Source organism: Bradyrhizobium sp. Pha-3 (assembly GCF_042258615.1).
Classification (GTDB): Bacteria; Pseudomonadota; Alphaproteobacteria; order Rhizobiales; family Xanthobacteraceae; genus Bradyrhizobium.
In genome coordinates, this window is sequence record NZ_CP170152.1 from 3398609 (window position 1) to 3423384 (window position 24776).

Here is a 24776-nt window from a genome sequence, read left to right on the forward strand (position 1 = left end):
TTCGAACGATAGATCGGGCCGGCGTCGTGCCGGCCCGATCCTCACGACGGCGGAGGTGTCGACATGACGGTTAGCAGCGCCACCTCGAGCACATCCGGCGCGACGTCGTCGAGTTCCGCCAGCTCTGCCAGCACGGTGACCACGACCGGCACGACCAATTCGGCCAGTATCGACTGGACTGCCCTGATCAATGCCGAAGTCAACGCCAAGCTCACGGCCGCGACCACGATCACCACCAAGATTACCGCGAACCAGGCCAAGGTCACCGCCTACCAATCCTTGCAGACCGAGCTGTCGACACTGGCAACCGGGTTGTCGTCGCTCAGCACATCGATCATCAACTCGATCGCCACCAATGCGTTCGCCACGCGTTCGGCGACGATTTCGTCCACCGGCGACGTCAGTGCCTCCTCGGCGCTGTCGATGAGTGTCAACAGCGGCTCGGCGACCGGCAATCACACGCTCCAGATCACCCAGCTCGCAACCGCGCAGAAGGTGATCGGCACTTCGCAGTCGAGTAGCTCGACCGCACTCGGTTACTCCGGAACGTTCTCGCTGGGGCTCGCCGGCGGCAGCAGCACGGCGATCTCGATCACCAGCGGCATGTCGATGCAGGATATCGTCGACACCATCAACGCCCAGACCTCGAGCACCAATGTCCAGGCCTCCATCGTCCAGGTGTCGAGCGGGTCCTATGAGATGGTGCTGACGGGGACCCAGGACGCCGCAAACATCACCTATTCGTCGACATCCGGCGACGACATCCTGAACAAGCTCGGCGTCGCCGACACCTCGGGGGCTTTCACCGACGTGTTGCAGAAGGCGCAATCGGCGGAATTCACCCTCGACGGCATCGCGCTCACCCGCAACACCAACGATATTTCCGACGTGCTCTCGGGCGTCACGTTCGACCTGCTGCAGCCGACGCCGAGCGGCACCAGCCTGAACATCAGTATCTCGACGGACACCAGCCAGATCACCTCGGCGCTGCAGACCTTCGTGACCAACTACAACGCGTTTCGCGACCAGGTGATCGCGCAGTCCGCGCAGAACTCCGACGGCACGGCCGCCTCGAGCGCGGTGTTGTTCGGCGACAGCACGATGCGCGATATCATGACCCAGCTTCAGCAGGTGCTCAGCGGCTCCGTCGGCGGCATGACGATGGCCGACCTCGGCCTGTCGTTCAACCAGAACAACGAGCTGCAGCTCGATACCGGTACGCTGTCGACCGTGCTGACGCAAAACCTGACCGGCGTCACCAAGCTGCTGTCCGCGCAGACGACGGCCTCGTCCAGCCAGCTCAACGTCGTTAACACCGGCACGTCGCCGCAATCGTTCACGCTCGATGTCACGGTGGATTCGACCGGCACGCTGACCGGCGCCTCGGTCGGCGGCGACAGTTCCGGCTTTTCGGTGGTCGGCGACTCCATCATCGGCAATTCGGGCACGATCTACGCCGGCATGGCATTCACCTACACCGGCTCGACCTCGCAATCGATCACCGTGACGTCATCGTCCGGGCTTGCGGCGCAACTTTATCAGCTCGCGCAGACCAATTCCGGGACCAGCGGTCAGCTACAGACCATGATCACCAACCTGCAGTCGCGCGATACAGATCTGCAGTCCCAAGTCAGTGACATCCAGAGCAATGCGGCGACGTTCAAGGCGCAGCTGCAGCTTCAATACGCCAATTATCAGGCCGCCATCGAAAGCGCGAACAACACGCTGGGCTACCTGAGTGCCCTCCTGAACGCATCATCGAGTAAATAATGACCCAGAATGCTACGGCCTACCTTGCCAACAATGCCTATCGATCCGCCGCGGTGGCGGTCCCGCCGTTGAAGGCGGTGGTGATGCTGTGCGACGGCGCCATCACGTTGCTGCAGAAGGCGCTGGATGCGCACGAGGCGAAGCGCTTCGAGGAAGGGCACACCTATCTGACGCGGGCGACCGCGATCCTGCGGGGACTGAGCCACCATCTCGACGTCACCCGCGGTGGCGCGATGGCCGATCGCCTGTTCCGGACCTACAACGCCCTGATCATGGCGTGCCTGCGCTCCTACGGCCGGCCGCACGCCAGGGAGAATTTCCGGCGCATCATTGCCAGCCTGACGGAACTCCGCGACGCCTGGAAATTCGTCGAGGCGACCGCCGGCAAGGCCGCCAAGGCCAGGACGCTCGACAAGACGCTCGAATCAGCTGCCGGCCGCTGAGCGGGCGAATCAGCCGGCGAACCTCGTTTCGTCGGCAGGGGCAGGGTGCCCGGGCGGGCGTCCTGTTGGGAAAAAGGGCCGCTCGGTGCGCACCATGCTGGACCTGGCGCTACGGCGGCGGAAATTGATTTCCGCCGTCCCGCGAATGCTTTATGACAGCCTTGGCGACGAGGCTGGATCTGCGCGCGGGATGGACGTTGCGACATTCGAAGACCTGATCGACCGGCTGGGGGAGGATCTGTCCCGCTGGCCCGATGATCAACGTCTAGCGGCCGTCCAGCTACTCGCATCCTCGGTCGAGGCGCGGACGCTCTATGAGCAGGCAAGCGCGGTACGCCGGGCGCTTACGGCGCCGCCGGTTCGCGCACCCAAGGGCCTTGTCGACCGTATCGTGACCGCGGCGGCGAAACTGCCCCAGAAGGAACTGCCAGAAGTTGCGGCCCCGGAGCCAGCCCCGCCCGAGGAGCAGCCGAACGATGCGCAAGCTCCAGGCGATTCCGCCCAGCAAGGCAAGGTGCTGCCTGCGCTGCTGCTGGCCCTCTGCCTGTTGCCGGCATTGGGGCCGCCGGCATTGATGCTCGGCGAGCCGGATCTGCCGGTCAGTCTCTCGCTGTAAGCTCTCCGTATTCCCTTTGCAGCGCTCCGCGGCCTTCCGCGGCGGGTTAGCCCGCATGCACATTTGCGCGCCGCGGGGCCACGGCCGACCGGCAAATTCTGCCGATTAATCAAATGATTCCGCGCGGATGAATCCGCGCCTGAAATCACCGCGTCATCCGTTTTATCTGCGAACGACTTCACGATCCCAATGTTTCACCGCGTTCCGTCGCCTAGCCCGCGACGAAGAGAGCCTTGTCATGACCGTTTCCTCGGCAACCTCTGCTGCAGCCTCGGCCGCCTCGAACTCCTCGTCGAGTTCGTCAACCAGCGCGTCGATGGGGATGAGCTCGACCGATTTCCTCAACCTGCTCGTCAGCGAACTGCAAAACCAGGATCCGCTGAACGCCACCAGCACGACCGACTTCATCAATCAACTCACCTCCTACGCCAACTTCACCGAGCAGCAGTCGACCAACGCCAGCATGACGTCGCTCGCGAGCTCGTTCTCGAGCCTCGTGACGCTCAACTCGGTCAACTATATCGGCCACACCGTCGAGGCGAAGACCAACACGGCGGAGCTGACCAACGGCTCGGCGACCTTCGGCTACTCGCTCACTTCGGCCGCTTCCAACGTCGCGATCGCGATCCAGGACTCCTCGGGCAACACGGTGTGGAGCGGCAAGGGGACCGGCAACGCGGGCTCGAACACCTTCACCTGGAATGGCCAGACCACGAACGGCACCCAGCTCAGCAATGGCGGCCAGTACACGATCAAGGTGACCGCGACCGACTCCGCCGGAAACTCGCTGCTCAGCTACACCACGATGACGGGAACGGTGACCGGGATCGATGCCTCCGGCTCGACACCTTCGCTGCTCGTGAACGGTGTTCCCGTCAGCGCCGCCAACATCATCGGCGTCACGTCCTGATTGCTTCCGGAGTAATATCATGAGTCTTACTGGTGCACTTTCCTCGGCGATCTCGGCGCTCAATTCGCAGAGCCAGTCGCTGGCAATGATTTCCGACAACATCTCGAACGCCGATACCACGGGCTACAAGACCACGTCGGCGATGTTCGAAGATCTGGTGACGGCGTCGAACAGCGCCACCTCGTACACGTCCGGCGGCGTCAACGTGTCCGGCCGTGCCAACATCAGCCAGCAGGGATTGCTGGCCGCGACCACCAACGCCACCGACGTTGCCATCCAGGGCAGCGGGTTCTTCGTCACGACCAACGCAGCGACCGGAGGCACCACCTCCTATACGCGCAACGGTGCATTCACCACCGACAATGCGGGCTACCTCGTCAACAACGGCAATTATCTCGAGGGCTGGCGCACCGACGCACAAGGCAACATCCTCGGCAATGCATCGGCCGCGAGTCTCGGGCCGATCAATACGCAGGTGGCCTCCACCAGCGGCAGTGCCACCACCAAAACCACCGTCGCGGCGAACCTGCCGGCCGATGCCGCCATCGGCGCGACGTTCAACAGCTCGATGACGGTCTATGATTCGCTTGGTACGGCAAGCACGATCCAGATCGATTGGAAAAAGACCGCCGACAATGCCTGGCAGGCCAGCTTCGAGCAGCCGAAGCTTGCGTCGGACTCCAGCACGGCTAGCGCCAACGCGATCACCGATACGGTGGCGATTACCTTCAATCCCGACGGTTCGCTCGCCTCGACGGTGCCGAGCCCGCCGACCATCTCGATAACCGGCTGGAAGGACGGCGCTGCCGACAGCTCTACCGCCAACGGTACGGCCATCACGCTCAATCTCGGCACGGCCGGCAAGACCGACGGCCTCACGCAATATTCGTCGGGCCAGACCACGCCTTCCGTCGACCTCACGAGCATCACGTCGGACGGCCTGCCTTACGGCAAGCTGAGCAGCATCGCGATCGGCAAGGGCGGCGTGGTCGACGCGACCTACTCCAACGGGCAGACCATCGCGATCTACAAGATTGCGGTCGCGACCTTCAGCGACCCCAACGGATTGAGCGCGGCCAGCGACGGCCTGTACTCCGCGACGGCAGCCTCCGGCAACGCCACGTTGCAGACCTCGGGGGCAAACGGCGCCGGCACGATCTACGGCAGCGAGCTGGAATCGAGCACCACTGATACCAGCGGTCAGTTCTCCAACATGATCTCGGCGCAACAGGCCTATTCGGCGGCATCGCAGGTCATCACCACCGTCAACAAGATGTTCGACACGCTGATTTCGGCGGTGTCGCGATGACGACTGAAAAGAAGAATGACCGCCTGCTGGTCAGGCTTCAGCGGCTGAAGGCGAGGGCCGCCTCGGTTCAGCCGAACGATCGGGCGCAACTCACTGCGTTGCTCGACGACGTCGAGACATTGCGAGACTTGCTGATGCGCGAGTGCGCACGGCTCGACCAGGAACTCAACCGGGCCTCGGTCCGGGTAACGGCAATCACCGCGTATGGGCGCAGCGCACAATCGGTTCGCGCCCTGCGGCGCGGACACTAGCTTGAACGGGAGCGATGACATGACACCGGAACGCAACATCAAGATCAATCCCGCGGGCAATGACGAGCGCGCCAGGTCGTTGATCGCGCTGATCGACAATCTGATCGAGATCGTGAATGAGGAGAACGTCGAGCTCGCGAAGGGCCTGCCGGCCTCTCGGCTGAAACAGGTCGACGAGAAGAACCGCCTCGCCACGCTGTTCGAGCAGCGCGTGGCGGAGGCCGTCGGCAAGGCCGCCAACCTCAACGTCCAGGATCGCGTGCTGCGCGAGCAGCTGATGGATCGGATCCTGAAGCTGCGGGTCGCGATGGACGAGAACGTGATGCGGCTGCGCGCGGCGATCGACGCCAGCAACCGCAGGATCGAGGCGATCATGCAGGCGATCCGCGAGCAGATCGCCAACGTATCGCCCTATGGGGCCGGCGGCCGTCGCGTCACATCCGCGATGTCCTATGGCACCAACGTGCGGGCCTGATCGCGCCGGCGCCGGAGGGAGTGGGTCGTGTCGTCGCTCGATATTGCACGAAGCATCGCATTCAGCGGGCTGTCTGCCACGCAGGTGCAGATCAGCGTCGCCTCGGCCAATATCTCCAATGCCGACACCAAGGGCTATACCGAGAAGACGGCCAACCAGAGCAGCAGCGTCACCAGCGGGGTCGGCACCGGCGTCACGATCTCGGGGATCACCAGCGCGGTCGACAAGCTGCTCCTGAAGTCGCTGGTCGGAGCCAATTCCGATCTCGGCGCGGCCGACATCAACAACAACTATCTGACCGAGCTCCAACAGCTCTATGGCAGCACGTCGAGCAGCGGCAGTTCCACGACGGGCACCTCGCTGGCCAACACGATCGCGGCATTCGAGTCGGCGCTGTCCTCGCTGGCCAGCACGCCGAGCAGCGCGTCGCTGCAATCGAACGCCGTCAGCTCGCTCGCGGCGGTCACCAATCAGCTGCAGCAGACCTCGAGCGGCATTCAGAAACTGCGCTCCAACGCCGACCAGGACATCGCGTCGTCGGTCACCGACATCAATTCCGATCTGCAGCAGATCTCCGACCTCAACAAGCAGATCAAGCAGGAAGCCGCCGCCGGCCAGTCGACCGCCGATCTCGAGGACCAGCGCAACAGCGCGTTGCAGGACCTCGCATCGCAGATGAATGTGAGTTATTTCACCACGTCGAGCGGTGATCTTCAGGTCTATACCGGGTCGGGGCAGGCGCTGGTCGACAGCACGGCGCACCCGCTGAGCTACACGGCGGCGCCCAGTGTCACGGCGTCGACGACGTATAGCGCGGGATCGGCGACGAGCGGCTTCAGCGGAATCACCGTCAACGGGGTCGACATCACTTCGCAGATCTCCTCCGGCAAGGTCAGCGCCCTGATTACCCTGCGCGACCAGACTCTGACGGCCGCGCAGTCGCAGCTCGACGAGCTTGCCCAGCAGCTGACCTCGAGCGTGAATGCGGTCTCGAACCAGGGCACATCGGTGCCGCCGCCGGCCAGCCTGACCGGTACGGCGACTGTCAGCAATTCGACATCGTTCGCGGGCACCGGCACGGTGCGTATCGCAGTCGCCGACAAGAGCGGCAATCTCGTATCGTATCAGGATATCGATCTATCGTCGTATTCCACGGTGGGGGCTCTTGCCGCCAAGATCAACACTATCCCTGGCGTATCGGCATCGGTCGATGCCAACGGACATTTGTCGATCTCGGCGACCGGGTCGGGCAATGGCATTGCCATCAACCAGATGACGAGTTCGGTCGGCGGTGAGGGATTTTCCCAGTATTTCGGGCTCAATGACCTGATCACGGGGACCAGCGCCTCCAACATCGCGGTGCGCAGCGACATCCTGAGCGGCACGGCGACGCTGCCGACGGCGACGCTCGATGCGTCGTCCACCCTGACGGTCGGAAACTCGGTGCTGTCGTCGGGCTCGGCGACGGTGGTGAATGCGCTCTCGAGCGCGCTGACGGGGTCGACCAATTTCGCGATGGCGGGTGGGCTGGGCGCCACCACCGGCTCTTTCACCGATTATGCAGCATCGATCGTTGCCAACGTCGCCGGCAAGGCGAGCCAGGCGTCGGCAACCTACACATCCAAGCAGACCGCGCAGTCGACCTATGCGAGTTCGCTGTCGTCGCAGTCCGGCGTCAACATTGACCAGGAAAGCGCGAATCTGAGTGCGTTGCAGAACAAATACGCTGCCGCATCCCAGATCATTACGACGATCAATTCCATGTTCTCGGCGCTGATGACCGCGATGGGCGCAGCCTGAGTGTGAGGGCGTTGTCATGATGATGCGTGTTGCCACCTTCGCGCAATCGGAGCAGATGATATCGAGCGCGCTGCGCGTGCAGTCGGTGATGGTCAATGAGCAGGTGCAGGAGTCCTCCGGGCTGCAGTCAGAGGATTTCGGCGGCTACGGCTCGGGCGCCGGGCGCGTGATCAATTTGCAGGTCTCGGTGACGCGCGCCCAGTCCTATATCGATGCCAGCAATCTTGCCGACAACAAGGTGCAGGCGATGTATTCGGCGGTCGGCTCGGTGACCGATATCATCACGCAGCTTCGGACCCAGCTCAGCGCCGCCACGACCGGCAGCAGCACGGCGACGGCATCGGTGATCAACTATGCTCAGCAGGCGATCTCGCAGATGCAGGGGCTGCTCAACACCCAGTATGACGGCGAATACGTCTTCAGCGGCGCCCGCACCGACGCTGCGCCTGTGGATCTGTCGAGCTATGACACCGGCACGGGCTCGCTGACGACATCAGACACCAGCTACTACAAGGGTGACAGCGAGATCGCGTCGGTGCGCGTTTCGGACAGCCAGTCGGTTTCCTATGGCGTCACCGCCGACAATCCCGCCTTCGAGCAGGTCATGCGGCTGTTGAAATACGTCGGCAACAGCACGACGTTGTCGTCGAGCGATATCTCGCAGGCGCTCGACCTCGCCAGCAATGCATTGGATGCAACGTCCACGGTGCAGGCAAAGCTTTCGACCGCGGCGTCGCAGATCGAGACCGCCAGCACCAACCAGAGCGACTACCAGAATTTCGCGAAGACCCTGTCGACCAACCTCACCAGCGTCGACGTCGCTGCGGTAACGGCGCAGCTGTCGACCTATCAGGCGCAGCTGACGGCATCCTATTCGGCGATCGCCAAGATCCAGAGCATGAACCTGGCCAATTATCTGAAATAGCAGGGCCGCGGCGCGGCTCAGCGGTTCAGGATCTTCAGCCAGACATCGCCGAGGATGATCGGCTCGCGCGGCGCGAGCCAGGTGAGGCCCGCTGCCTTGCCAAGCTCGGCGATGGTGCCTTTGGCCTGCAACTCGGACAGCATCTGGTTGACGGCCTCCAGCAGCGCCTTGTCGGTTTCGAGCGCGACATAGCCGCGGTTGGCGCCGATCGGATAGTAGTAGCCGGAGGCGATGATTTTGGTGTCGGGATGACCAGCGCGGTAGGCGTCGAACCGGCGCAGGTCGAGCAGCGTGGCGTCGAATTCACCGCGCTCGAGCTCTCCCAGGAGATCGCTACGCCCGGGAACGAGGTGGGTGATGTCTTCGATCAGCTTTCCCTTGTCGAAGGTCATCAGAATGGCATCGCCCAGCGTGCCGCTTTCGATCGTCAAGCGGAGGCCGGCGAGATCGCCGATGTCGGTGATCTTGCGGTCCTTGATCTTGTCCTTGGCCTTGGGACCGAGCACGACGGTCATCGGCGAATAGAGGTAGGGTTGGCTCGGCGCCAACACCCCGATCGGAATTCGCCGGCGGCGATCGTCGCGGGTGGCGCCATCGAAGTCCGGCAGCTTGGCTGTCGCGACGCCGGGGGCCTTCAGCGAGTCCGTCGTGAGGGCGTAGCCGCCGACCAGCGAGCAGCGTCCGTCCGACAGCAACGCATTGGCCTCCAGCGCGGGGCTCGAATCCTCGTCGAGCTTGCTCTCGAACCACTGGATCTTGAGCGGCCGTCCGAGCCGCTCGGCGATGGCCTGCGCGAGCGCGACGTCGAAACCGGTATCCGGTTTGCCGCGATGATGCGCCGACAACGGCGGGAGATCCTCGTCGAGGCATACTTTGAGCGGCTCGCCGGCCGCATGCGCTGCCGCCGTCATGGCGAGCAGCAAAGCTGTCGCGGCGCCCGCCAGGAGGGCTTTCATTGGGTCCTCCGGCTCGACAGGAACGCCCAGACGTCGGCGATCTCCTGCTCGCTCAGGATGTCGGCCCAGGGCGGCATCTTGCCGTTCTTGCCTTGCTTCACGGTGGTCACGAAGCGCGTCTTGTCGTCCGGAAACGCGCGCAGGTCCGGCGTGATGGTGCCGGAGTTGACCATGTTGGGTCCGTGGCAATGCGAGCAGTTCTTGGCGTAGGTGACCTTGCCCTGGTCGGCCTGACCCTGAAGGTCGATTGCACTGGTTTGCTGTGCGGCTGCCGGGATCAACGTGATCAAGGCCGCCGCGACGGCGGCGAAGATCGCCGCCGTCAACAGGGTTACTCTTTCAGTCACGTGTGCTCCGCGCTCAGTTCTTGACCGCGAAAACCCACAGCGAGCCGCCGGGCGGGACCTTGGCAAGCCGCTCGTCGCCCGAGAACAGCGAATAGACTCCGCCATAGCCCGAGGTGACGGCGACATACTGCACGCCGTCCTGCTGCCAGGTCACGGGTTGTCCTTCGATGCCCGAGCCGGTCTGGAACTGCCAGAGCTTCTTGCCGGTGTCGGCGTCGAACGCCTCGAATTCGCCGGTCAGTTGACCGGAGAACACCACGCCGCCCGCCGTCGAGAGCACGCCGGAGAAGCGCGGAATGTCGCTCGGCGCTTCCCACTTCGCCTTGCCCGTCATCGGATCGATCGCCTTGAGATGGCCGCGCGGTCCGGTGCCCCATTCCCAGGGATCGGTGAGGTCCATGCCGAGATACCACTCGCCCTGCTTGAACGTCACCGGCTCGGACTTGTAGCGGCCGCCGAAGGCGAGCGTGTTGGCGTAGGCGAGGCCGGTTTGCGGATTGAACGACATCGGCTCCCAGTTCTTGCCGCCGAGGATCGACGGGTAGACCGTGACCTTCTTGCCATCACGTGCATCCTTGACGACGTCGGTCTCGATCGGCCGTCCGGTCTTCAAATCTACCCCGGTGGCCCAGTTGACGTTCACATAGGGATTAGCCGCGAGCAGCTTGCCGTTGGTGCGGTCAAGCACGTAGAAGAAGCCGTTGCGGTTGGCATCCATCAGCACCTTGGTCGGCTTGCCCTCGACATTCATGTCGGCGAGCACCATCTCGGCCACCGAGTCATAGTCGAACGGATTGTTCGGCGAGAACTGGTAGTGCCACTTGATCTTGCCGGTCTTCGGATCGAGCGCGAGCACCGAGCAGGTGTAGAGGTTGTCGCCGGGACGCACGGCCGAGTTGAACGGTCCGGGATTGCCGATGCCCCAATACACGGTGTTCAATTCGGCATCATAGGAGCCGGTGATCCAGGTCGATCCGCCGCCCAGCTTCCAGGTGTCGCCCTTCCAGGTATCGCCGCCGGGCTCGTCCGGAGTCGGGATCGAGTAGGTACGCCAGAGCTTCTTGCCGGTCGCCGGATCCCAGCCGTCGATGAAGCCGCGGGTGCCGAATTCGGCGCCGGAGATGCCGGTGATCACGACGCCGTCGGCGACCAGCGGGGCCACCGTCATCGAGTAGCCTTCCTTGATGTCCGCAGCCTTCTCACGCCACAGCTCCTTGCCGGTCTTGGCATCAAGCGCGATCACATTGGCGTCGAGGGTGGTTCGGAACAGCTTGCCGTCATACAGGGCCGCGCCGCGATTGATGATGCCGCAGCAAACGATGCGCGGCGTCTCGGCGGGATACTCGACCTTGGTCTTCCAGATCTGCTTGCCGGTCTTGGCGTCGATCGCGATCGTGGCATTGTGGGTGGTGACGTAAAGGACGCCCTGGTAGACGAGCGGCTGCGATTCCTCGCTGCGGTCGTCGTTCAAGCTGTAATTCCAGACCGGGACCAGATTCTTGACGGTGTCCTTGTTGATCTGGTTCAGCGTCGAGAAGCGCTGAAGGTTGTAGCCCATTCCATAATTGAGAACGTTCGATGTATCAGTCGCACCCTTGACCAACTGCTCGTTGGTCTGAGCGCTTGCACCATAAGATGCAAGAATCACGAGGCTTGCGGCCAGCGCAATGCGTCTCATCATATCCTCCCAATGAACCTTTTTCTGCACGCCTATTCCTGACGTTGCGGACGGAACCATCGGCCTGAAACCAAAAAGGGTCAATACGAAAACGTGAACGAACCCCAGCCAGCCTCCGGAGGGCGGTCGAAGGCTTCAGGTTTTCGCTGATGCTTCCGTAGCTTACCGCCGCGTGGAATACGCAACGCCGCGTGCGTCCTGCCGCAATGCCGCAGCGCGAACGGTTCGGTCAGCTCGACGGCGCATGCGAACAGGCACTCGGGCGTGGCTTGGTGCCCCGCTTGTCCGGCGGCACATTGCAATTGTCGATGCGCTGCTCGTCGGTCCACTTGCGTCCGAGCCGCTCCTTGCCGGTGAGCGTGCGCTGCTGGACATGCTCTGCCGATGGGGCAGGAGCCCTGTTCTGCGCGGACGCGGGCGCGGTCAGACCGAGCGCAACGAGGCAGCCTAACGTGGTTCTGCAAATATCGCGCATGGGTCACCTCGCTTGTTCCAGTACGATGGCATCCGCCGAGCGCCACAGATGATCCGCGAGGCAATACCTTTCCACCCGAAACCCGACAGGTCCCGCTGATTGCACTAGCTGTAGGAAGCCTCGTCGAAGCTGCTATGGTGGCTTCGATCGCAGGACGCGCTCGGTATCCTTGCCGGAGCGGCACTCAAGGGAGACGAATGATGATTTCGCGCCGATCGCTTGCGTTGACTTTGGCTTTTGCCGTGCTGTCAGGTCCCGCTCTGGCCGCATCGGGCGGTCGCAGCGCGCTCAAGATGCTCGATCCCGACAATGACGGCACGGTCGACCTTGCCGAAGCCAAGAAGGCTGCCGCCGATCTGTTCGCGAAGCTCGACCCCGATCACGACGGCACGCTCGACGTCCGCGAATTGCGCGGACGGCTGACCGCGAAAGAGCTCAAGATGGCGGATCCCGATCACGACGGCACCCTGACGCTCGACGAGTATCTCGCGGTCGTCGAGCAGCGCTTCAAGGCCGCCGATCCCGACAATGACGGAACGCTGGATGCGAAGGAGTTGAAGTCGCGCGCCGGCAGGGCACTGCTGCGCCTGCTCAAATAGGTCCGCGCCCGCGCATCTTGGTGGGCGGATTCCGGTTATTGATCCAGAATTCCGCGCATAACAAAAAAATTGCGATTTCGCTCTTGGGCAAGACTCGGCCGGCGCAATCGGGTTTGCTTATGCGCGCGTCGCCGGCCGGCAGCCGGAAAATGCCTGACAGATCAGCGTCGGGATTTCCCAACTGTTTCAAAGCCGGGCGGACGTCGGCGAGCCGTCGTCCGCTTCGGCATGTCCAGCAGCGAAGTCGGGTCCTTACCCGGCCGGCTTGCGCCCTGGAACAGCCAACCCTAGCTTGCCGCGCGGCGCGACGCTTGTGCCAACTTATACTTGGGAGAAGGAAATGGCCTGGAAAACACCGAAGATCGTCGAAGTGCCGGTCGGCATGGAAATCAACATGTACGCCTGCGCAGCCCGCAAGTAATCCGAGACACGTAACGCGAGACAGCTTGCCCGGCTCGGAGCAGCTCGCTGCACCGAGCCGCGGCAGGCGTCTTTCGCGGTCGCGATGCCGCCGCTGCAATTTCCCCTAGATCCTTCCCACAACACGTTGAAATCGAGACCACCTGCGATTGGCGGGCCGTCCTGCTTTGCCCTACAGTGCGGCGTGAGGCGGTGGTCCGGGGACGATGAGTTTCGAAATCAGGCGAGGGCGTTGGGTGGGCGTGCTGTGCGCGGCGATTGCCGGCGTCGCAGCGGTGCTGCCGCTCGGTGCCTATGCCGAGGGTTTTGATACCGAGCACATCTTCGGCTTCATGATCGGCTCCGACGTGGGCGAGGCCGGCGAACGGGAATTCCAGAGCCAGACCACCGGGCGCTTCGCCAAGGACGGCGGCCAATATCGTACGCTCAACCAGCAACTGGAGCTCGAACTCGTCCCCGCGCCGAACTTTCGTGTCGAACTCGGAACGTCGTTCATGGCGTACGATATCAATCGGGTTCCGGGCTTTGACGATCACCGGCAATTGTCGTGGCAGGGCGTCTCGGTCGATTTGCGCTATCGCTTTCTCGATCGCGAGGCGGCGCCGTTCGGCATGACGCTTGCGCTGGAGACACATGCCGACCGCGTCGACGAGACGACCGCCGCTGCGGTCCGCAGCTACGGCACCGAACTCACGGTGGCGTTCGACCGCGAAGTGATCCCGAATTTTGCTGTCGCGGCCCTGAACGTCAGCTATGAGCCGGAATGGACGCGGATGCCGCGCACCGGCACCGCAGAGCAGGATGCCACCATCGGCGTCGCGTTTGGCCTGATGGCCAAGGTGCGGCCGGATATCCTGATCGGCGGCGAAGCGCGCTATTTCAGGAAGTATGAGGGGATCGGCCTGGATGAACTGTCCGGGCAGGCGCTGTTCATCGGTCCCACCGTCTATTTCCAGCTCTCGGAGCGTTCGCGCCTGACTGCGACCTGGAGCGTCCAGGCCTGGGGGCAGCGGGCCGGCAGCAATGCTGCCCTCGACCTGGTCAATTTCGAGCGCCACCAGGCCCGGCTGGTGTACGGTCTGAACTTCTAGGGCCGGGTTCCCAGGCCTGTCACGGGCCTGTGAAACCCTGACTTGGCTGACTACGTATTCCGTCGTGTAATCTATTTCGTGAGCACGCTTAGGGATCGCGCATGAACCCGATTGATCTGATCGTCACTGTTTGTGCTGTGCTGTCGCCCGCCACCTGCGAGGAGCAGCATCTGGTGTTCAACTGGAACGGTTCGCTGCAGCAATGCGCCATGGCCGCGCCGCCTTACATCGCGCAATGGGTCGGCGAACATCCGAAATGGACCGCGGTGCGATGGCGTTGCGAATATCCACACAGCAACGATCGCGCCGGCACGGACGGCAAGCCGCCGGCGGGCTAGCTCCTACTTGTTGCAGTCCTTCAGGTCCTTGTCGGACACCGAAAACACCGCATCGGCCTTGATCTCGATGTCACGAACGAAGCACTGCCTGGCGCCGCTGTAGCCGACCTTGGCATCGTAGCGGCCGGGCTCGACGCCGGTGATCCGCAAGCGCTCGTCGTGGTCGACTTCCTTGTCCTTGTCGTTGAGCGTCTGGTTCGGACCCCACTCGTTCTTGCCCGCCGGCGACAGCTCAAAGCTCGAAATCGTGGTGCTGGTCAGATTCCACAGCCGGATGCCTTTGCCCTTGCTTTGGGCAAGCGCTGTCGCCGGCAGGACAAGCAACGCAACACCAACAGCAATCAACGCACGCGCCATCCAATCTCTCCCTTACGCTTTCGTCCAAGGATGACGGCGTCTCACATATTTGCAAGGTCCAACTGTGAGAGCTGCCGCTTGATTTCGTCGATCTCCGGTTCGCTGCGCGCCGCGCGCGGCGCAGCGATGGTTTCGACGTGAAGGATTCGGGCCGGTCGCGGCGACAGGAAGAACAGGCGGTCGCCGAGTCGGACTGCGTCGTCGAGATCGTGGGTGACCAGCAGCGTCATCATCTTGCGGCTGGCAACCAGCGTGGCGACCTGGTCGCGCAACCGTCCCGCAAGTGCATTGTCGAGCGAGGCCAGTGGCTCGTCGAGGATGAGGAAATCCGGTTCGATGGCGAAGGCGCGGGCGAGCGCGACGCGGCGGGCGAGGCCGAGCGACAGCTCACCGGGAAAGTGGTTGCGGTGCACGCTCAATTCGAGCACCTCGAACAGCGCCGAGAGCGTGCCGTCGTCGACATGCGGAGCGGCGATCCGCACATTCTCCTCCACGGTGCGCCAGGGCAACAGCCGCGGCTCCTGAAACACCATGCCGAGGCGCATGCCGGGGGAACGCGCGACATGGCCCTGGTAGTTGGCGTCGAGCCCGGCGAGAATCCGGAGCAGGGTGCTCTTGCCGCAGCCTGATGGGCCGAACAGCACGCCAACCTCGCCGGCGTTCAACGAGAAGGTGACGTTGTCGAGCACGTCGTGCCGCTTCCCGGCCGCGCTCGCAAAGCTCTTGCCTGTGATATTGACCTCAAGCTGCACGGAGCCGCCACCGCGTTAGCCTGGTTTCAAACGGCTGCACCAGCAGGGTCTCGATGACGAGCACGACACCGGCAAAGCTCAGCGAGTAGGCGAGCAGCAACGGGATGTCGAACAGCTGGAAGGCGACCCCGATCTCGAAGCCGACCCCGTTGGGGCGACCGAGATACTCGGCGACCAACACGATCTTCCAGACCAGCGACAGCCCGGAGCGCGCAGCGGCTGCAATATAGGGCGCAAGCTGCGGCAGGATCACATGCCGGAAGGCGCGGCCGCGCGGCAAGGCAAACGCCGTTGCCATCTCGTCGAGCGCCGGGTCGAGCGCGCGGGCGCCCTCGCGCAGGGTGACGACGGCGGTCGGCAGCTTGTTAATGGCGATGGCCGTGATCGCGGCGACCTCGGTCAGCCCGGCCCAGATATAGGCCAGCACGATGACGACCAGCGCCGGTAAGTTGAGCAGCAGGATCAGCCATGGGTCGCCAAGGCGATTGGCAAGCGACACGCGGCCCATCAGATAGCCGATCGCCGAGCCGAGCGCCATGGCGAGAGTGAAGGCCAGCGCGACGCGCGCCAGCGTTGCGCCGAGATTGACGAACAGCGCGCCGGATCGCGCTTCGGCTATGAGGACCGACAGCACTGCCGGCGGCGCCGGCAGCTTCGCATCGCCGATCAACAGCGAGGCAATCCACCAGGTCGCGATGAACAGCGCGAATGACAGGAGGCGCAGCACCGCTAGTCTCCCGGGATCGCTTGATAGAACGTGCCGGAATCGAGCTCGGTCGCGGTGCCGACGAGATCGCGGCCGCCGAGCTGTGCCAGCACCCGGTACAGTACGCGTGCATCCGCCTCTTCGTCGGCGATCGGACGGCGCGGGATGCCCTCACGGTAGCGGTCGCGATAAGCGTGCAGCGTCGCCGCATCCTGCGCACCGGTCAGCGGCGCAATCGTGTCCCATTCGGCATCCGAGGTTGCGAGGATGTCCTTGGCGGCGCGCGTCACGGCGATGAAGCGGGCCACCAGATCCTTGTTGGCATTGGCCCAGGCCTCGTCGAACACGTAGCCGATCATCGCGATGCGGCCCTTGCTGCCGAGCTTTTGCAGGATCTCTTCCATGCCGGCGAGCCGGCGAAAGCCCTTGGCTTCGAGCGCCGCGCAGAAATTCCAGTAGTTGAGCGTCGCGTCCATCTCGCCGCCGAGGGCCTTGGCGGCGAGCAGCGGCGGCGCGCCATAGACGACGGTCGCCTGCGACTTCAGGTCGACGCCGTCCTGCTTCGATGCGGCCTGCAGCAGCAGCCAGTTCTTGTCGATCGCACCGCCGGCAACGGCGAGCTTGCGCCCCTTAAGGTCGGCCAGCGTCTTGAGCGGCGAGGCGGCCGGGACCATCACGGCGCCCAGCGCGCTCGAATAGGGATAAAACTGCAGCCTGGCGCCGAGCGAGCGCTCGCGCGACACCCAGGGCCAGTCGGACACCATCACGTCGGCCGAGCCGGAGCGCAGCGCGATCTTGCCGGCCTCGGGGCTGGCGAGCTCGACGACATCGATCGACAGATTGGCCTTCTTGTCGAGACCATGGGAGCGAATGACGGCCAGTTCCCAGGCCAGCGTTCCGGTCTTCTGCGCTGCAACGCGGATGGTCTCCGCGGTGCACGAGGTGCCGAACTGCATAACCGCCACGACTGCCGCAGCCAACACCGTGCGTACAGAGATGATCATCGTTTGTTGAGCCACTTCCCCGAATGTTTTCTTTTCTGATCAACATCCATAGCATAGCTTGCCGGAAGAGAAGAGGAAGCAGGACCATGGCAGGAGCTGGCATGCTACGACCGATTGTCGCCGTCCTGGCCGTGGTCGCCGGGACGACCATCAGCGTGCGGGCCCAGGAGGTCAATGACTATCCGACCTCGGCGCGGGCCGAATATGTGTTCGGCTGCATGAAGTCCAATGGCGAATCGCGGCAGTCGATCGAACAATGTTCCTGCTCGATCGACGTGGTCGCCTCGATCATTCCCTATGATCGCTACGTTACCGCCGAGACCGTGCTGAGCATGGCGCAGGTACGCGGCAACCTGGGCGGCCAGTTCCGCTCGTCCGAGCAGGCCGCCAACGCGCTCAACGACCTCAGGCGTGCGCAGGCAGAAGCCGAAGTAAGGTGCTTCTAGCGTTGAGATGTTGAGCTCGCCGGTGCATCAGGTCCCGGGATTCTCGACCTTCCATTCGTGGTCGAAGACGTGCCCGTCGGTGTCCTTGGCTTCGGCACGGAAGTGCTTGGCACCATTCGAGACGTAGGTGAAGCGAATGTTGGGGTCCTCGGAAATCGAGATCCCGCCCTCCATCGTGAGCACCGGACTGTCGTCCTGCCAGATGTGCAGCTCATTGACGAAGAAGGCCGGGATGTAGAGCTGCGTGACCTGGTCCATCTGCAGGCCTGAGTTGTTCGGATGCCCGATCATGATCTGGGCTTCGCGTGTGCCCGTCGCCGGCCCCTGTTCGGACTTCGTGAATTGCCGGTAGCGCATCTGGCCGAGCCGGTTCTTCGCTTCCTCGACGTTCTTGCCGGCCGGTGCCGAGCAACCGCCGGACGCTTTCACATACACCTTGCTGACATAGAGCTTGCCGTCGCTGAGCTCCGCGACGGCGTGCACATTGGTGTAGTTGTTGACGCGGACGCGGGTCGATATTTCGGTGACGTTGGCGTCCGGGCCGAGCGTGAACTTCGCGGCCATCGGCGCCGGGTTCTCGTCGATCACAAGCGTGATCGCGACGACGCGGCGGTTATCGCCAGGCTGCAGCTTGGTGCGCAGCGTCACCGGAACGATTGCCGCGTCTTCCGCGCGCACCGGCATCTCGATGCCGATGATATCGTTGCCGTCATTCATCGGACGATTGCTGAAGATGTCCTGGACGAGGCCCGGCCAGGGATCATAGGTCTCGGCCGCGGGCGCAGCCGGTGTACCCAGCGCGATCGTCGCCAGAAGGCTGGCGATGCAAAGCAGGCGGGCGCGGTGTCCAGTCATGTTCGCGAGATCCTATGCAGCCGCGTCATTATAGAACGAACAGCTACTCCCACTCAATTTCCGAGAATGCTGCAGTTGCGTTGCGGGCGTTGTAATCGTCGAACAGTTGCCAGCGCGGCCGCTCGGCCGCCGCGGCGTGCTCCGCCGCTGCCATGATCGGCTTGCCGCTTGCGACCAGCGCACGAACGTCCGCGGCCAGCGTCTCGAGATAACGCCGCTCGTCGCCAAGCGCTGCAGGCCACGCACTCACGGGTCCGTGACCGGGGACCACGCGCTCGGCGGGAATGGCCTGGAGGTCGTCGAGCGCATGCAGCCAGCCCTTGAGGCTGCCGTCGACCACGGGAATATGCTCGAGGAACACCAGATCGCCGGCGAACAGGGTGCCGGTGCGTTCGTCGAAGACGGTGAGGTCGCTGTCGCTGTGGGCGGGTGGCCATGCCTTCAAGGTGAGGGTCCGTCCGCCGAGGTCGAGCTTCAGCGTGTCCGCGACGAGCATGGTCGGCGGAATGATCCGGACCTCGTCGATCAACGCGTCGCCCATGGTCCGGCGAAAGCCGTCGAGATAGAATTGCCCGCGCGCCGCGAGCGCTTGGGGCAGGGCCTTGTGGCCGACAAAGCTGGTCCCGTCAGCCACGAACGCCGCGTTGCCGAAGCTATGATCCGGATGCGCGTGGGTGTTGATCACGTAGCGGATCGGCTTGTCGCTATGGCTGCGCACCGCGGCGAGCAATTGCCGCCCTTCGCGGACGCTGCCGCCGGTGTCGATGACGGCAACGGCGGTGTCGCCGATCACGAAGCACACATTGGCGATGGCGCCTTCGTTCTCACGCGTCATCAATGCAGTGACCCCGGTGTGAACGAATATTCCGGGGGCGACTTCGCTCACAGGCAATTCCGCCTCTTGAGCCCGCGCTATGGTCGGCGCCCAAAGCATCAGGAGCAGCGCAAGCACCGAACCGCCATGAGCCATGTTTCCGCCTCAGTTTTTCCGGGACGCGATCGATGTCGTCGCGCTCCAGTTTGCGCTGCAACAAGCAACGCGGCACCGTCGCGATCATTATCCCTGTTGCACGTCATGGTGCGCCGGGCAATCGGTGGATGGCGGCAATCTGCCCGATCAAGAGGAGACCGCGTAATGAGAGTTATCGGATGCCGTCCTGTTCTGCTCGCGCTTGCCGGCTTCATCGTCTGTTTCGCCGGCCGCGACGTCGCGCGCGCGCAGGTTAATGAGCAGGGCGAACTCTCCATCGAGCTGGTCGATCCCAAGGTGCTTCGCATCTGCGCCGATCCGCGCAACCTGCCGTTCTCGAATGACAAGGGCGAGGGCTTTGAGAACAAGATCGGCGAGCTGTTCGCCGAGAAGCTGCAAAAGAAGCTGGATTACATGTATTTCCCGCAGGCGACCGGCTTCGTGCGGGTCACGCTCGGTTCGCATCGCTGCGACGTGATCATGGGCTTTCCGCAAGGCGACGACCTCGCGCAGGGCACCAATCCGTATTACCGCACGGCCTACGCGATCGTCGCCAAGCCGGGCAGTGGACTGGATGAGGTCACGACGCTCGAGGATGAGCGGCTGAAGGGCAAACATATCGGCATCGTAGCCGGAACACCGCCCGCGACCAACATGGCGATCAACGGCCTTATGACCAATGCGAAGCCTTATCCGCTGATGATCGATACGCGCTATGATTCCTCGGCCGAGGCGATGATGAACGACCTTGAAAAGGGCGAGATCGACGCCGGCATCCTGTGGGGGCCGATGGCCGGCTTTTATGCCAAGAAGGCCAATCCGCCGCTGCATGTCACGCCGCTGCTCAAAGAGACCACAGGACCGAAGCTGGTCTATCGCATCGGCATGGGCGTGCGGGCGTCCGACCAGAACTGGAAGCGGCAGCTCAATCGCCTGATCCAGGAGAACCAGCCGGCAATCAACAAGATCCTGCTCGACTTCGGCGTTCCGCTGCTTGACGAGAACGACCGTCCGATCGGGCCGGAGACCGCGACCAAATCGCCATGATCAGGCTCGCGGCCATGCTTGCGGTGATATTGCTCGCCGCTTCGCCTGTCCGCGCGCAGGACCTGCCTGCAGAGCCCGACGGCTACCGAACCGAGGATTATCGCGCGCCGGTGCCGATCACGCTTGCAGGCGCACGGGTGCTGACGACCGCGGAAGCAGAAGTGATCTGGCGCGGCAAGTCCGGCGCCTTCGTCGACGTGCTGCCGCGGGCGCCGAAGCCAAATCTGCCGGCCGGCACGGTGTGGCGCGAGCGGCCGCATCGCGATATTCCCGGCAGCATCTGGCTGCCCGACACCGGCTACGGCAAGCTCGCCGCGTCGACCGAGGACTATCTGCGTCGCGGCCTCGCCCGCGCCTCGGGCGACGACAAGGCCCGATTGCTGGTGATCTACTGCCAGGAAAATTGCTGGATGTCGTGGAACGCCGCCAAACGCGTGCTCTCTTACGGCTACCGCAATGTGGCGTGGTACCCGGACGGAACCGACGGCTGGGGGCGTGCCAATTTGCCGCTGGCGGATGCGGAGCCGGAGCCGCGTGAGGGCGAGTAGTGAGCCCGTCCTCACACGGCTGCGAAGCGCTTCAGCGAACTACTTCTGCTTGTCGAGCTTGTTGATGGTCTTGCCGCCGTCGGCGTCCGTGGCGGTGAACGTCACCTTGTCACCAGCGTGAAGCTCCTCCAGCGACTGTCCTTTGGCCACCTTGTACTCTTGAATCGCGCCGCCGGCCGCGCCAACGGTGCCGCTCTGCGTCTGCTGGATCGAGATGGTTCCACTCAGTCGGTCAATCTTGGTGACCATTCCCGACATGGATTGCTGGGCCAAAGCCGCTGTGGTGATCAGGCTCGCGGCGGCGAGGCTGGTCATGACGATCTTGGCTGCTCTCATCGAGGTCTCCCAACTTCAGATATAGTTGGAGACAACGAGCGGGCAGCGCAGTTTGTTCCGGCGGTGCATCAATGATCCCCGGGGGATCGGTTGCAGGCCTCAATCCAGTTCCTGCTGGATGGTGCGGCCCAGCGCGAACAGCCGCTGGTCGATGATGGTCGGCACCTCGCAGACGAATTTCACCACGCGTCCACGGTCCTCGAATATCCGGGTCTCCCAGACCAGCTGGTTGCCGAGCTCGTCGACCTTGGCCTGGTCCGGAGGGGTGGCGTCCTGCAGCGCCTGCAGCTTGATCGTATCGTCGCGAATCTTTTCTGCCGCTTCGCGCTGCTTGCGCATCACGCGCTCCAGCCCGTTCATGACCGAGGCCCGCTGGCCGTTGAGCGTATCGAACAGGCCCGCGAACAGCAGCTTTCCCGCATTGGCCTTGTCGGCCGCTGCGGCCGACAGGAACTCGGTGATCTCCTTCTGCGCATCCTCGAGCGGAATGCGGCGCGCCGCGAGCTTGGTCGCAAGCTGGCTGATCTTCGGATCATCCCGCCATTTGGTCTCGGCATCGCCGAGCGGCGGCCCGGCCCAGACCGCGGCGAGCGAGATCTCGGGCACCTTGGCCTGTTGGCAAGGCCAGTCGGGGTAACGCGGGTCGGCACCGAACGCGACCTGATTCGACAGAACCATCGCGAACAGCGCACCGAGTGCTGGCCGCCAGCCTGTCATGCCTCGCCTCCGCCGGGTCCGCGGCGCACCAGGCCGCGCGATGGATCGTAAGCCACGATCGCCCCGATCATGAACACCACCGTGCAGCCGCCGACCACCGCTAGCGAAACCCAGTTCATCTTGCCGTACAGCGCAAACCGGATCAGCTCCACCGCATGCGTGAACGGATTGCATTGGCAGACATAATACAGCATCGGGCTGCCTTCCTGCACGCGCCAGAGCGGGTACAGGGCCGACGATGCAAAGAACATCGGGAAGATGACAAAGTTCATCACGCCCGCAAAATTCTCCAGCTGCTTGATGCTGGCCGAGATCAGCATGCCCAGTGCGCCGAGCATCAGGCCCGACAGCACCAGCGCCGGAAGCACCGTGAGGTAGCCGATGGTCGGCGGCGTGATGTCCCAGAACCACGCGATCAGCAGGAAGGCGTAGACCTGAAGCAGCGACACCGCCGTGCCGGCGAGCAGCTTGCAGAACAACAGATAGCCGCGCGGCAGCGGACTGACCAGCAGGGTGCGCATGTTGCCCATCTCGCGGTCATAGACCATCGACAGCGACGATTGCATGCCGTTGAACAGCTGGATCATCGCCATCAGGCCGGGCGCGATATAGACCTCGTAGAGGATGTAGGTCTCATAGGGCGGGATGATCGAGATGCCGAGAACCTGACGGAAGCCGGCCGCGAAGATGAACAGCCAGACCAGCGGCCGGACCAGCGCCGAGACGAAACGCTCGCGCTGATGCAGGAAGCGCAGCGCCTCGCGCCACACGATGCCGTTCAGGCAGACGATGTATTCCGACACCGAGAAGCCGCTTCGCTCAGGCGTGACCGTCGTGCTGCTCATGTTGGCGGTTTTCCGGTGAGGGTTGCCGTTCCGGTCAGGCGCATGAAGGCGGTGTTGACGTCCTGGGCGCCTGCGTCCGCGATCACGCGCGACATCGGGCCGTGCGCCAGCATCCGGCCCTGATGCAGCACCACGAGGTCGTCGCCCGGCATGATCTCGTCGAACAGATGCGTCGCCCAGAGCACGCCGATACCCTGTTCGGTGACGAGCTGGCGGACGTGATCGAGAATGTCGGCGCGTGCCTTGACGTCGAGGCCGACGGTGGCCTCGTCGAGCAGCAAGAGCCGCGGCCGGTGCAGCAGCGCGCGGGCGATCTCGAGCCGCCGCATCTGGCCGCCCGAGAGATCGCGCACCTTGCTGGTGGCGCGGTCGGCAAGACCGATGCGGCCGAGCACCTCGGCGCTGCGCAGCCGCGCCTCGCGCCGCGAGATGCCGTGCAGCGCGGCGTGATACAGAAGATTCTGCGTCAGCGAGAGATCGAGATCGAGCGTGCGCGGCTGGAACACGACGCCCATCAGCCGCAGCGCTTCACCCGGCGTCCGGCTGATGTCATGTCCGAAGATCTTGATCTGGCCGTTCTGGATCCCGAACAGCCGCGTCACCAGCGAGAACAACGTGCTCTTGCCGGCGCCATTGAGGCCCAGCAATGCGGTGAAGCTCGCGGGCGCCACCGTGAAATTGACATCGATCAAGGCGCGCCGCGGACCGTAGCTGTGGCTGACATTGCCGATCGACAGCGCCGGCTGCACGGTCGTTACAGGGCCTGCATCCGGCGAGGGCTGGCTCGCGATATGGGCGTCGGTTGCGGTCATGGCTGCGCGATCGTGATCCCCCAGGGCAGTTCGCCGACCTGAATGGTCTTGATCACCTTCTGGGCCGCGACGTCGATCACCGAGACGTCGTTCGAGACCCCGTTGGTGACCATCAGGTATTTTTCGTCCGGCGTGAAATCCATGTGCCAGACCCGCTGGCCGACCAGGAGATATTTGAGCACCTTGTGGGTCGCGCCGTCGACGACCGCGACGCGGTTGGCGGGGCCGAGCGCAACGAACGCGGTCTTGCCGTCCTTGGTCATGCCGATGCCGACGGGCTGGATCGCCTCGTTGCGCAGGCCCGGGATGTCGAAGGTGATCTTGCCGGTCACCTCGCGCTTGACCGGATCGATGATCGACACCGTGCCGCCGATCTCGGAGGAGATCCACAATTCGGAGCCGTCGCGCTTGAACTGGGCGAAGCGCGGCCGCGAATCGACCAGCACATTGGCGACGATCTGGCGCGTCGTCGTGTCGATGAAATGCGCCATGTTGGTGGTTTCGGACGTGTTGATCAGGATCTTGCCGTCCGGGCTGATCGTCATGCCCTCGGGCTCGACGCCGACCTGGATGTCGCCGAGCCGGGCGCGCTTCTCGAGATCGATCACGGTGACCGTGTTGTCGTTCTCGTTGGCGACATACATGGTCTTGCCGGCGGCATCCTGGGTGAACAATTCCGGGTCGGGGCCGGAGGGCAGGGTGTCGACGATCTCCTGGGTCTTGGTATCGATCACCTGGATCGTGTCGTCGTCGCCGACCGCGACCATCACGAACTTGCCGTCGCGCGAGAATTCGATGCCGCGCGGCCGCTGGCCGACCTTGATGGTTTTGGTCACCGTCCAGCTGCTGGTGTCGATCACCGTGACGGTGTTGCCTTTCTCGTTAGAGACGTAGGCAACGAAGGCGGACGCCGGTGTCGCGGCAAGCCAAACGAGCATCCCGGTCAACAGACGGCGGCGCCACATGCGTTTCATCTCC

At 63.6% G+C, this 24776-nt stretch carries 31 protein-coding genes; 16 read left to right on the plus strand and 15 right to left on the minus strand.

What is annotated here, in order from left to right:
- The first annotated feature begins 63 nt into the window (after window positions 1-63).
- From fliD to ACE10Z_RS15870, 9 genes are all read left to right on the plus strand, one after another.
- Window positions 64-1770: a flagellar filament capping protein FliD gene (gene fliD / locus ACE10Z_RS15830; RefSeq protein ID WP_375788743.1), complete on the plus strand. Its 1707-nt coding sequence runs from the start codon at window positions 64-66 to the stop codon at window positions 1768-1770.
- On the plus strand, window positions 1770-2213 hold the full coding sequence (gene fliS / locus ACE10Z_RS15835; RefSeq protein WP_176529962.1) for a flagellar export chaperone FliS: 444 nt from the start codon (window positions 1770-1772) through the stop codon (window positions 2211-2213). Before fliD ends, fliS begins: the two co-directional genes overlap by 1 nt.
- 94 nt (window positions 2214-2307) lie before the next feature.
- The gene (locus tag ACE10Z_RS15840) at window positions 2308-2829 is read left to right on the plus strand and encodes a hypothetical protein (RefSeq protein ID WP_375788744.1); all 522 of its coding nucleotides are present in this window, start codon (window positions 2308-2310) and stop codon (window positions 2827-2829) included.
- A gap of 238 nt (window positions 2830-3067) precedes the next feature.
- Window positions 3068-3739 carry a flagellar hook assembly protein FlgD gene (locus ACE10Z_RS15845; RefSeq protein ID WP_375788745.1) on the plus strand — a complete coding sequence of 224 codons (672 nt, stop codon included), beginning with the start codon at window positions 3068-3070 and terminating at the stop codon, window positions 3737-3739.
- Between the two features lie 19 nt (window positions 3740-3758).
- Window positions 3759-5048, plus strand: coding sequence for a flagellar hook protein FlgE (gene flgE, locus ACE10Z_RS15850; RefSeq protein ID WP_375788746.1), 1290 nt, complete (start codon window positions 3759-3761; stop codon window positions 5046-5048).
- Complete coding sequence (locus ACE10Z_RS15855; protein ID WP_375788747.1) at window positions 5045-5299, plus strand: hypothetical protein; 255 nt, start codon at window positions 5045-5047, stop codon at window positions 5297-5299. Before flgE ends, ACE10Z_RS15855 begins: the two co-directional genes overlap by 4 nt.
- 19 nt (window positions 5300-5318) lie before the next feature.
- On the plus strand, window positions 5319-5774 hold the full coding sequence (locus ACE10Z_RS15860) for a flagellar protein FlgN (protein ID WP_375788748.1): 456 nt from the start codon (window positions 5319-5321) through the stop codon (window positions 5772-5774).
- A 27-nt stretch (window positions 5775-5801) separates the two neighbouring features.
- Entirely contained in the window at window positions 5802-7574 is a 1773-nt protein-coding gene (flgK, locus tag ACE10Z_RS15865) for a flagellar hook-associated protein FlgK (RefSeq protein WP_375788749.1), read from the plus strand.
- A 16-nt stretch (window positions 7575-7590) separates the two neighbouring features.
- Complete coding sequence (locus tag ACE10Z_RS15870; protein ID WP_375788750.1) at window positions 7591-8499, plus strand: flagellin; 909 nt, start codon at window positions 7591-7593, stop codon at window positions 8497-8499.
- Between the two features lie 17 nt (window positions 8500-8516).
- Here ACE10Z_RS15870 and ACE10Z_RS15875 read toward each other — a convergent pair whose 3' ends face one another.
- The 4 genes from ACE10Z_RS15875 to ACE10Z_RS15890 all read right to left on the minus strand — a co-directional run bounded on the left by ACE10Z_RS15875 (window position 8517) and on the right by ACE10Z_RS15890 (window position 11955).
- Window positions 8517-9455: a substrate-binding periplasmic protein gene (locus ACE10Z_RS15875; protein WP_375788751.1), complete on the minus strand. Its 939-nt coding sequence runs from the start codon at window positions 9453-9455 to the stop codon at window positions 8517-8519.
- Complete coding sequence (locus ACE10Z_RS15880) at window positions 9452-9802, minus strand: c-type cytochrome (protein ID WP_375788752.1); 351 nt, start codon at window positions 9800-9802, stop codon at window positions 9452-9454. Before ACE10Z_RS15880 ends, ACE10Z_RS15875 begins: the two co-directional genes overlap by 4 nt.
- A gap of 13 nt (window positions 9803-9815) precedes the next feature.
- Window positions 9816-11480: a methanol/ethanol family PQQ-dependent dehydrogenase gene (locus tag ACE10Z_RS15885; RefSeq protein WP_375788753.1), complete on the minus strand. Its 1665-nt coding sequence runs from the start codon at window positions 11478-11480 to the stop codon at window positions 9816-9818.
- A gap of 229 nt (window positions 11481-11709) precedes the next feature.
- Window positions 11710-11955, minus strand: coding sequence for a hypothetical protein (locus tag ACE10Z_RS15890; RefSeq protein ID WP_375788754.1), 246 nt, complete (start codon window positions 11953-11955; stop codon window positions 11710-11712).
- A gap of 200 nt (window positions 11956-12155) precedes the next feature.
- Here ACE10Z_RS15890 and ACE10Z_RS15895 point away from each other — a divergent pair, with 200 nt between their 5' ends.
- From ACE10Z_RS15895 to ACE10Z_RS15910, 4 genes are all read left to right on the plus strand, one after another.
- Entirely contained in the window at window positions 12156-12554 is a 399-nt protein-coding gene (locus ACE10Z_RS15895; protein WP_375788755.1) for an EF-hand domain-containing protein, read from the plus strand.
- Window positions 12555-12894: 340 nt separating this feature from the next.
- Window positions 12895-12975, plus strand: a complete 81-nt coding sequence (gene pqqA, locus ACE10Z_RS15900) for a pyrroloquinoline quinone precursor peptide PqqA (protein ID WP_009031067.1) — start codon at window positions 12895-12897, stop codon at window positions 12973-12975.
- Between the two features lie 205 nt (window positions 12976-13180).
- Window positions 13181-14065, plus strand: coding sequence for a hypothetical protein (locus tag ACE10Z_RS15905; RefSeq protein WP_375788756.1), 885 nt, complete (start codon window positions 13181-13183; stop codon window positions 14063-14065).
- 101 nt (window positions 14066-14166) lie between these two features.
- Window positions 14167-14403, plus strand: coding sequence for a hypothetical protein (locus tag ACE10Z_RS15910; protein WP_375788757.1), 237 nt, complete (start codon window positions 14167-14169; stop codon window positions 14401-14403).
- Between the two features lie 3 nt (window positions 14404-14406).
- Here ACE10Z_RS15910 and ACE10Z_RS15915 read toward each other — a convergent pair whose 3' ends face one another.
- Genes ACE10Z_RS15915 through ACE10Z_RS15930 form a run of 4 tightly spaced genes read right to left on the minus strand, consistent with a single transcriptional unit; the run spans window position 14407 to window position 17174 of the window.
- Entirely contained in the window at window positions 14407-14760 is a 354-nt protein-coding gene (locus tag ACE10Z_RS15915; RefSeq protein WP_375788758.1) for a hypothetical protein, read from the minus strand.
- 41 nt (window positions 14761-14801) lie between these two features.
- On the minus strand, window positions 14802-15512 hold the full coding sequence (locus tag ACE10Z_RS15920) for an ABC transporter ATP-binding protein (RefSeq protein ID WP_375788759.1): 711 nt from the start codon (window positions 15510-15512) through the stop codon (window positions 14802-14804).
- Entirely contained in the window at window positions 15502-16239 is a 738-nt protein-coding gene (locus tag ACE10Z_RS15925) for an ABC transporter permease (RefSeq protein ID WP_375788760.1), read from the minus strand. Before ACE10Z_RS15925 ends, ACE10Z_RS15920 begins: the two co-directional genes overlap by 11 nt.
- Before the next feature lie 2 nt (window positions 16240-16241).
- Window positions 16242-17174, minus strand: a complete 933-nt coding sequence (locus tag ACE10Z_RS15930) for an ABC transporter substrate-binding protein (RefSeq protein ID WP_375789843.1) — start codon at window positions 17172-17174, stop codon at window positions 16242-16244.
- A 149-nt stretch (window positions 17175-17323) separates the two neighbouring features.
- On the opposite strand from ACE10Z_RS15930, the gene ACE10Z_RS15935 reads away from it, so the two are divergent.
- Entirely contained in the window at window positions 17324-17668 is a 345-nt protein-coding gene (locus tag ACE10Z_RS15935) for a hypothetical protein (RefSeq protein ID WP_375788761.1), read from the plus strand.
- A 27-nt stretch (window positions 17669-17695) separates the two neighbouring features.
- Here the strand turns inward: ACE10Z_RS15935 and ACE10Z_RS15940 are convergent, their stop codons facing one another.
- A complete protein-coding gene (locus ACE10Z_RS15940; protein ID WP_375788762.1) occupies window positions 17696-18523 on the minus strand; it encodes a quinoprotein dehydrogenase-associated SoxYZ-like carrier in 828 nt (275 codons plus the stop codon).
- A 43-nt stretch (window positions 18524-18566) separates the two neighbouring features.
- On the minus strand, window positions 18567-19457 hold the full coding sequence (locus ACE10Z_RS15945) for a quinoprotein relay system zinc metallohydrolase 2 (protein ID WP_375789844.1): 891 nt from the start codon (window positions 19455-19457) through the stop codon (window positions 18567-18569).
- Between the two features lie 201 nt (window positions 19458-19658).
- Here ACE10Z_RS15945 and ACE10Z_RS15950 point away from each other — a divergent pair, with 201 nt between their 5' ends.
- Together ACE10Z_RS15950 and ACE10Z_RS15955 are read left to right on the plus strand one after the other, a co-directional pair.
- Window positions 19659-20540 carry a substrate-binding domain-containing protein gene (locus ACE10Z_RS15950; protein WP_375788763.1) on the plus strand — a complete coding sequence of 294 codons (882 nt, stop codon included), beginning with the start codon at window positions 19659-19661 and terminating at the stop codon, window positions 20538-20540.
- Complete coding sequence (locus ACE10Z_RS15955) at window positions 20537-21088, plus strand: PQQ-dependent catabolism-associated CXXCW motif protein (protein WP_375788764.1); 552 nt, start codon at window positions 20537-20539, stop codon at window positions 21086-21088. The genes ACE10Z_RS15950 and ACE10Z_RS15955 overlap by 4 nt, the downstream gene beginning before the upstream one ends.
- 39 nt (window positions 21089-21127) lie before the next feature.
- On the opposite strand, the gene ACE10Z_RS15960 is transcribed toward ACE10Z_RS15955, so the two are convergent.
- The 5 genes from ACE10Z_RS15960 to ACE10Z_RS15980 all read right to left on the minus strand — a co-directional run bounded on the left by ACE10Z_RS15960 (window position 21128) and on the right by ACE10Z_RS15980 (window position 24772).
- The gene (locus ACE10Z_RS15960; protein ID WP_375788765.1) at window positions 21128-21424 is read right to left on the minus strand and encodes a copper-binding protein; all 297 of its coding nucleotides are present in this window, start codon (window positions 21422-21424) and stop codon (window positions 21128-21130) included.
- A gap of 99 nt (window positions 21425-21523) precedes the next feature.
- Window positions 21524-22141, minus strand: a complete 618-nt coding sequence (locus ACE10Z_RS15965) for a hypothetical protein (RefSeq protein ID WP_375788766.1) — start codon at window positions 22139-22141, stop codon at window positions 21524-21526.
- Window positions 22138-22986, minus strand: coding sequence for an ABC transporter permease (locus ACE10Z_RS15970; protein ID WP_375788767.1), 849 nt, complete (start codon window positions 22984-22986; stop codon window positions 22138-22140). Before ACE10Z_RS15970 ends, ACE10Z_RS15965 begins: the two co-directional genes overlap by 4 nt.
- A complete protein-coding gene (locus ACE10Z_RS15975) occupies window positions 22983-23798 on the minus strand; it encodes an ABC transporter ATP-binding protein (protein ID WP_375788768.1) in 816 nt (271 codons plus the stop codon). Before ACE10Z_RS15975 ends, ACE10Z_RS15970 begins: the two co-directional genes overlap by 4 nt.
- Entirely contained in the window at window positions 23795-24772 is a 978-nt protein-coding gene (locus ACE10Z_RS15980; protein WP_375788769.1) for a YVTN family beta-propeller repeat protein, read from the minus strand. The genes ACE10Z_RS15975 and ACE10Z_RS15980 overlap by 4 nt, the downstream gene beginning before the upstream one ends.
- Between the last annotated feature and the right edge of the window lie 4 nt (window positions 24773-24776).

Excerpts from the sequence above, each read along its gene's own strand:
- fliS (WP_176529962.1), top strand. The coding sequence starts at position 1,770 with ATGACCCAGAATGCTACGGCCTACCTTGCCAACAATGCCTATCGATCC.
- ACE10Z_RS15940 (WP_375788762.1), bottom strand. The coding sequence starts at position 18,523 with ATGACTGGACACCGCGCCCGCCTGCTTTGCATCGCCAGCCTTCTGGCG.
- ACE10Z_RS15845 (WP_375788745.1), top strand. The coding sequence starts at position 3,068 with ATGACCGTTTCCTCGGCAACCTCTGCTGCAGCCTCGGCCGCCTCGAAC.
- ACE10Z_RS15870 (WP_375788750.1), top strand. The coding sequence starts at position 7,591 with ATGATGATGCGTGTTGCCACCTTCGCGCAATCGGAGCAGATGATATCG.
- ACE10Z_RS15930 (WP_375789843.1), bottom strand. The coding sequence starts at position 17,174 with ATGCAGTTCGGCACCTCGTGCACCGCGGAGACCATCCGCGTTGCAGCG.
- ACE10Z_RS15855 (WP_375788747.1), top strand. The coding sequence starts at position 5,045 with ATGACGACTGAAAAGAAGAATGACCGCCTGCTGGTCAGGCTTCAGCGG.
- ACE10Z_RS15945 (WP_375789844.1), bottom strand. The coding sequence starts at position 19,457 with ATGCTTTGGGCGCCGACCATAGCGCGGGCTCAAGAGGCGGAATTGCCT.
- ACE10Z_RS15840 (WP_375788744.1), top strand. The coding sequence starts at position 2,308 with ATGCTGGACCTGGCGCTACGGCGGCGGAAATTGATTTCCGCCGTCCCG.
- fliD (WP_375788743.1), top strand. The coding sequence starts at position 64 with ATGACGGTTAGCAGCGCCACCTCGAGCACATCCGGCGCGACGTCGTCG.
- ACE10Z_RS15970 (WP_375788767.1), bottom strand. The coding sequence starts at position 22,986 with ATGAGCAGCACGACGGTCACGCCTGAGCGAAGCGGCTTCTCGGTGTCG.
- ACE10Z_RS15895 (WP_375788755.1), top strand. The coding sequence starts at position 12,156 with ATGATTTCGCGCCGATCGCTTGCGTTGACTTTGGCTTTTGCCGTGCTG.
- flgE (WP_375788746.1), top strand. The coding sequence starts at position 3,759 with ATGAGTCTTACTGGTGCACTTTCCTCGGCGATCTCGGCGCTCAATTCG.
- ACE10Z_RS15980 (WP_375788769.1), bottom strand. The coding sequence starts at position 24,772 with ATGAAACGCATGTGGCGCCGCCGTCTGTTGACCGGGATGCTCGTTTGG.
- ACE10Z_RS15905 (WP_375788756.1), top strand. The coding sequence starts at position 13,181 with ATGAGTTTCGAAATCAGGCGAGGGCGTTGGGTGGGCGTGCTGTGCGCG.
- ACE10Z_RS15915 (WP_375788758.1), bottom strand. The coding sequence starts at position 14,760 with ATGGCGCGTGCGTTGATTGCTGTTGGTGTTGCGTTGCTTGTCCTGCCG.
- ACE10Z_RS15885 (WP_375788753.1), bottom strand. The coding sequence starts at position 11,480 with ATGAGACGCATTGCGCTGGCCGCAAGCCTCGTGATTCTTGCATCTTAT.
- pqqA (WP_009031067.1), top strand. The coding sequence starts at position 12,895 with ATGGCCTGGAAAACACCGAAGATCGTCGAAGTGCCGGTCGGCATGGAA.
- ACE10Z_RS15890 (WP_375788754.1), bottom strand. The coding sequence starts at position 11,955 with ATGCGCGATATTTGCAGAACCACGTTAGGCTGCCTCGTTGCGCTCGGT.
- ACE10Z_RS15960 (WP_375788765.1), bottom strand. The coding sequence starts at position 21,424 with ATGAGAGCAGCCAAGATCGTCATGACCAGCCTCGCCGCCGCGAGCCTG.
- ACE10Z_RS15975 (WP_375788768.1), bottom strand. The coding sequence starts at position 23,798 with ATGACCGCAACCGACGCCCATATCGCGAGCCAGCCCTCGCCGGATGCA.
- ACE10Z_RS15910 (WP_375788757.1), top strand. The coding sequence starts at position 14,167 with ATGAACCCGATTGATCTGATCGTCACTGTTTGTGCTGTGCTGTCGCCC.
- ACE10Z_RS15860 (WP_375788748.1), top strand. The coding sequence starts at position 5,319 with ATGACACCGGAACGCAACATCAAGATCAATCCCGCGGGCAATGACGAG.
- ACE10Z_RS15935 (WP_375788761.1), top strand. The coding sequence starts at position 17,324 with ATGCTACGACCGATTGTCGCCGTCCTGGCCGTGGTCGCCGGGACGACC.
- ACE10Z_RS15875 (WP_375788751.1), bottom strand. The coding sequence starts at position 9,455 with ATGAAAGCCCTCCTGGCGGGCGCCGCGACAGCTTTGCTGCTCGCCATG.
- ACE10Z_RS15950 (WP_375788763.1), top strand. The coding sequence starts at position 19,659 with ATGAGAGTTATCGGATGCCGTCCTGTTCTGCTCGCGCTTGCCGGCTTC.
- ACE10Z_RS15955 (WP_375788764.1), top strand. The coding sequence starts at position 20,537 with ATGATCAGGCTCGCGGCCATGCTTGCGGTGATATTGCTCGCCGCTTCG.
- ACE10Z_RS15965 (WP_375788766.1), bottom strand. The coding sequence starts at position 22,141 with ATGACAGGCTGGCGGCCAGCACTCGGTGCGCTGTTCGCGATGGTTCTG.